Origin of the sequence: Shewanella sp. 10N.286.52.E4, assembly GCF_041468785.1 — a bacterium.
GTDB lineage: Bacteria > Pseudomonadota > Gammaproteobacteria > Enterobacterales > Shewanellaceae > Shewanella > Shewanella electrodiphila.
This window is the reverse complement of the sequence record NZ_JBFRJJ010000068.1, coordinates 1-5,425: the sequence shown is the minus strand read 5'-3', so window position 1 is coordinate 5,425 and position 5,425 is coordinate 1. Positions and strand designations below refer to the sequence as shown.

Here is a 5,425-nt window from a genome sequence, read left to right as displayed (position 1 = left end):
CGCTCTACTCACCTTGATGTAGATTGGGTATACAGGCGCTTAGTGCCTAATGCACTACAACGCGTTTTTGCTGTCATTTGGAAAGTGGATGGCGATATTCGTCAATCAGTACGAGGCAAGTTAGACCAATGTCAGAAGTTTTTATCTCGCCAGAATAAAGGCGGTGCAGGAAGCTTTATCTCCAGTGATTACCCATCAGGTAACATGGTGCTGTGGGTCGCAGTGATTTTGGCAACTTACTTGTTTATTGGCTTTGTGAGCTAGAAGGCTCAGTTAGAAAAGTAGTATCTAGAAACAAGTTAGCCCGTTTGCTAATGACTTTAGCAAATAGGCTAGCTTTTAAAACATGAAGATTAGTGAAGTTAAGTTAACTCTACAGAAATAAATAGAATTTAATGACTCTTATTTATTTTTTGAACTCTTTAAGAAGTTTACAGATATGCAGCACAAGCTCATTTACATTTTTGTTTGCATCAACACTTAAGAAGCAGCCTGTTACTTCATCAATTGAGTAATCTGAATATAGTTGACGGAGCTCATCATCTGCTTTTTCTGAAAGTGTTAAATTATCTTCCGAATTTGAGTCATTTCTCTCAATTAGACGATTCTCTCTTTGCGCTAATGATAACTCCAGATATATGGTTACGTCAGGTTTAAGTAAACTTTTTTTCAGCTCTAAAAGCTCAAAGTGATTGCCTTCACTTTTCCAATGATGATAAACCTGAGTTGATAACCAATAGCGATCAACGACTACACTCTTGCCATCCTTAATCAACTGACGAATATCTTCTGCAATACTCACTACCGTTGAAGTATAAAACAACTGCCTAGCTTGATGATTATCTCTGAAAATGTCATCTAATTCATTGCGAACATTCCTGAACTTATCACCTGGAGTAGACAGTAATTCAGTGTTTAGCGCTTCTGCAAGTGCTGCTGAAATAGTTGATTTTCCTACACCGTCCAATCCTTCAATTACAATAAACATTATGATGCGGCCTCGCTTATTGTAAGATTGTTAGCCATGATGTGCATTAAATTCCACTCAGCACGAGTGAAGCTGTAACATTCTACAACATGAGGAATGCCACTCTCATCGATGACACCTTCGACAATTCTATGCAGTTGCTTATCTTCAGCAAGCTTAGTCCCTTCTAACACCATTAACGGAAAAGCTTTAATTTCGTCCACATTACGTTCCTGCAAATAGTTAATGCTGTACTTAAAACTTGTCGGCGTTTGGCCTGGCAAACCATAAATAAGGCTTACTTCAAAAGATTGATTCCAGTGTTGTAAAAGCTTGATTGCTTTATCGACCTTACCCATGGAGTTTCCACGTTCAATGACTACGGACTCACTTTTTACAGCAGTTTGTAAACCAAACTCTAAATGCACATTGAGTTGAGCACAAAGCTTTAGGAATTCCTCACTAACTCGCTCGAAACGAACTTGAAGCGATAACAAAGCTGTTAAACCAATATCGATAGCATATTGAAGAATCTCAACATGATTAGGTTCGTTATTAAAAATTGGGTCAAGAACATTGATCTTTTTCACAGCCATTTTTCTAAACAAATCTAGCTCTGCTTTAACTTTGTTCATTCCAAGCTGGTGCAACCCTTTATCTTTAAGATCACGGTGAGCGCAAAAATTGCATTTAAATACGCACCCTCGGCGAGTTTCCCAATGGAGCATTTTTTGCCCTCGCTCAAGTACAATAGAACCATCTAAATAGGGTGATGGCAAAGTTTCGAAGTCCACTGCGGTCTCAATGATTCGACTTAAAAATGGTCGTTCTTTAATAATCGCTTCAGGTAAGGATGCTTCAGCATACCCCGGAATATAAAAGTCACCGCTAGGATACAAATGCTTGCATGTTTTCTTATTAATTTGATAACCACCCAAAATCACTTTACCTTTAAAACCTTGTAATCGACACATTCTAATAATCGGTTCCACAAGGTCAGAACTCCACACATAGCAAGCTAATACTAGGCTATCTAATTCATTTATAGGGGCCATTTGGTTAATCAAATCGACTATTGTGACGACTGATAACTGGCTTCCAGCTTTTTCTGTCATTGGAATTGCTAAATGGTCTATTTTGAATTTCTTTGCATACTCCACGTGAGCCTTACAAGCGGATATTAAGCTCCCTGCCGCAAATCCGGTTCCGCTTTTCCCCCGTTGTGTAAAATCGAATGTTACTAATAGCGCACTTTTTATCTTACTCATAACCTCAAAATTCCTATTTTGTATTAAAGCTCCCTCAGTCGATGAGGGAGCGCATACTTGCTATCCTTGCTTAGTTACTCTTTGGCTGCTTTTGCTTGCCACGATTACCTTGATTTTGGTCGTATTGACGGTTTGTGCCGTCTGTACCTTTATTAGCGTTTTTTTGATTAGATTGATTATCTTTAGGGTCAACTTTTTTAGACATTTTAGGTACCTTTAGTCAGTTAAATTTAGTTGCACTAATGAAATGATTAGCGCCTTCGTTTATTCACTAGAGTAGTAAAATACTGGCGAGGATATATCCCTGACGAAACCCACTCTTGACCATCGAAACCAATCAATAAACGAAATCCGTTGCTCACACGCATACGGTATAACTTGGGTAAGCAACGAAGCTTTTTCGCCCCCAGTGACTGTGGGTGGCAACCACCTGACAATTGCATATCAATATCAATCTGCTTTTTTAAGACCGAATTAGGAATAGTCCCCTTAAAACATTTAGCATTAGATTTAACACGATGCGATGAAGTAGTATTACTAAGGTATTTTTTAAAAGACTTAAGCATCTTCATTCCCCCTTAACTGGTTTATAAGTTGAGCAGGTTTTGGTTGTTAATTGATGCTTAATCATTTGATCTTTTTGACTTAGGCGTTTTGCATTAAATAGGCAAAATAAAATTAGCTGATACATATAATTCTCCTAATAATCAACACACCATTTGTGCTGACTTCAGAATCAAGTATCAAACTGTGAATTTCACAAAAAAGCCTTTATGAGAAATTAATTGTACTTATTTAGTAATTCGTAAAACTCCTCATACTCTTGACGTTTTACTTGATAAAGTTGTGACAACCACAGCCTATCAACACTGATGAATTCATTAGGGAATTCTTCTAAAACTTGCCCTAGCTCTGAAAATTGATTGGTCAATACTGCCTTTATTGCTCTGTCATAAACAGAAGGCTCATTATCGGTTGTGATGCTTTTAGCAATAAGCTCTACTGAACTAAACTGACCATTTCTGAATGGATAAGGCACCTCATCCTTCTCCCAATCGATATCATCTCTTGCAAAAAACTCGCTTAACACTGATATGTTAGATTCTAATGCTTGATACAGAACCTTTTTTGCTCTCCATTCCGCACTAAATTGCTCTATAATTTCATGGCTAGCTAGCCCACCACTCAAACAACCACCAACGAGCTTGTAATCGTTGAAAAGAGTATCGAGGATTACTAGGTTTCTTATAAAAGTGGTTTGCCCTGTTCGGACAGAATGAGAACAGTATTGAACCGACTCTGATTCAAATTCAGTCTCATCTCTCAGTACTTTCTTCAGGGAGTCAATTTTTACATACTGATTAAGCCGGTTACGAAGTCGTTCTGGCAAAAGTTTTTGCTCAATTCCCAGTGCTCTTGAAGCTACAGCTGCTATGCTATTTCCTTTTTTAGCCATAATTAATAACCGTTACAATCAAAATGATCGGCAATGTAATTTATAGCACCTTGTGAACTTAACCCATTAATGCTCTTCGCAACTCTCAGGTAGCTAATCTGGTAACTTCGGTCACATTCAAAAGCAACTTTATATATAGCTCCAACGCACATGCCTGCATGCATAGCTTCTGATAATGATGTACTTAAAAAGGAAAGCAAAGCCTCTTTTTTTTCTACAAACTCAACACACGATTTTGGTAAGTCACTAAAACTCTCAAACGAAAATTTATCATAACCCCAGTAACTTACCTTAGTACTCTCAAAACCAATGCATTGACCAGCCATAAATGCCTCAACGGGTGATGTAGATAATGAATTGGCCAACCATGCACTTTTTTGTTCGTCCCGCTCATTACATGCAGCAACTACATCTACTTCAACTGCAAAGACTGAGGAACAATAAACTATAATAAGTATTGTCATTAATAACTTATACATTTGTTCCTCCCTCAGAATCTTTACTTTTTCCAGTAATGCCAACTTCAAGCTCTTGGCTTCCCCCATTCCCAATTGATTTTCCATTATTACGGGAGTGACCCCAAACAACAAACAAGAAGACGACTAAGCCACAAAGAATAAAATCATCTCGCCAGTACTGATTAACTTTTGAAGCAATGAAAAAAGGTAAAAAAACAAAAAGTAACGCATATAAGGCTGTTATTAGCGAACATATACTGAAATAGCTCACCAAAAAACGAAATGGTGTTAAGGCTGTTATCTTATATTTCTGGGTTCTTTTTCTGACAATCGAATAAATATTAATGAGAGATAATGTAATCAAAACCAACACATAATGGTTTTTTTGTGTGACAACAAAGGCACCTAACAAAATAGAAGCCGACCAGAATGCACTTACAAGTAATAAGATAAAATGGAAAAGCGTAAAGTGCCACGGGATAGATTTTTTTTGTTGTGCAATATGTTTTGCACGCGAAAAAAAATAAAATTTGGCGGAGATAGCTTGCTCTTGAGCTTTTCGTTGCTCGTAAGTTTCAGTTAAAAACTTCAAAGAAATGAAATGAGCTGATTTGTACTTTTCAAAACCTTTAGGAGATAAAGTAAAATCACTATCTTGCTCAAGTAACTCTTCAGTCTTATTAAGGTAGTTTAAGCTCATAACTACTTCAGGAGTAATACCATTTAATCTAACAAGCTTAGGGTCGCTGTAATCAGATATCCCCAACTGTTGTAATAAGTAACCTTGATTATCCCTCCAAACCTTCATGAGTTTTACTTGAGTCAATGAGTAATCGTCATTTGAAGCTGCATAATCTTGTTCTTGCCTACTCTCGCAACCTGATTTTTTAACGGTAGAATCCATTCTAAGCCTTATATTGCTACCTAATAATAAACATCAACACATTACCAAATTCAGTTAACAATTCAAATAACTATTTGTATATTATAGAGTTATAATATAATAACTGCTTCGTTATGAGATAAAAATTAATCTCACTCTGGCCATTTATTTTCAATTCAAGGATGAATAATGATTTCAAATATCTTATTTTAACATTGGAATTTACCCAGCAGCGCTTTACTCTCTGCTACCTTACGATACGGGCTATAACCCATATGACGCGACCCATGTACTGGCTCAGACTCAGTTATTACTGTTCTCAGCATTAGCGTTCGTTTGGTTGAATTTAAAAGGGATGTATCCACCTGAGCTACGCTCTACTCACCTTGATGT

General features: G+C 37.1%; 7 protein-coding genes and 2 pseudogenes. 2 read left to right on the top strand and 7 right to left on the bottom strand.

Going from position 1 to position 5,425, the window contains the following annotated elements; all coding sequences use genetic code 11:
* Window positions 1–264, top strand: a pseudogene (locus tag AB4153_RS21055) (Na(+)/H(+) antiporter subunit D); the annotation flags it as partial.
* 142 nt (window positions 265–406) lie between these two features.
* Here the strand turns inward: AB4153_RS21055 and AB4153_RS21050 are convergent.
* From AB4153_RS21050 to AB4153_RS21020, 7 genes are all read right to left on the bottom strand, one after another.
* Window positions 407–988 carry a deoxynucleoside kinase gene (locus AB4153_RS21050; RefSeq protein WP_303515195.1) on the bottom strand — a complete coding sequence of 194 codons (582 nt, stop codon included), beginning with the start codon at window positions 986–988 and terminating at the stop codon, window positions 407–409.
* The gene (locus AB4153_RS21045; protein WP_303515198.1) at window positions 988–2,235 is read right to left on the bottom strand and encodes a radical SAM protein; all 1,248 of its coding nucleotides are present in this window, start codon (window positions 2,233–2,235) and stop codon (window positions 988–990) included. The genes AB4153_RS21050 and AB4153_RS21045 overlap by 1 nt, the downstream gene beginning before the upstream one ends.
* A 70-nt stretch (window positions 2,236–2,305) precedes the next feature.
* On the bottom strand, window positions 2,306–2,440 hold the full coding sequence (locus AB4153_RS21040) for a hypothetical protein (protein ID WP_303515201.1): 135 nt from the start codon (window positions 2,438–2,440) through the stop codon (window positions 2,306–2,308).
* 46 nt (window positions 2,441–2,486) lie between these two features.
* Entirely contained in the window at window positions 2,487–2,801 is a 315-nt protein-coding gene (locus tag AB4153_RS21035; protein WP_303515204.1) for a hypothetical protein, read from the bottom strand.
* Window positions 2,802–3,016: 215 nt separating this feature from the next.
* Window positions 3,017–3,691 (bottom strand): hypothetical protein, encoded by a 675-nt coding sequence (locus AB4153_RS21030; RefSeq protein ID WP_303515207.1) that lies wholly within the window; start codon window positions 3,689–3,691, stop codon window positions 3,017–3,019.
* A gap of 2 nt (window positions 3,692–3,693) precedes the next feature.
* A complete protein-coding gene (locus AB4153_RS21025) occupies window positions 3,694–4,170 on the bottom strand; it encodes a hypothetical protein (protein ID WP_303515209.1) in 477 nt (158 codons plus the stop codon).
* Complete coding sequence (locus AB4153_RS21020; RefSeq protein ID WP_371998567.1) at window positions 4,163–5,053, bottom strand: hypothetical protein; 891 nt, start codon at window positions 5,051–5,053, stop codon at window positions 4,163–4,165. The genes AB4153_RS21025 and AB4153_RS21020 overlap by 8 nt, the downstream gene beginning before the upstream one ends.
* A 193-nt stretch (window positions 5,054–5,246) precedes the next feature.
* On the opposite strand from AB4153_RS21020, the pseudogene AB4153_RS21015 reads away from it, so the two are divergent.
* Window positions 5,247–5,425, top strand: a pseudogene (locus AB4153_RS21015) (Na(+)/H(+) antiporter subunit D); the annotation flags it as partial.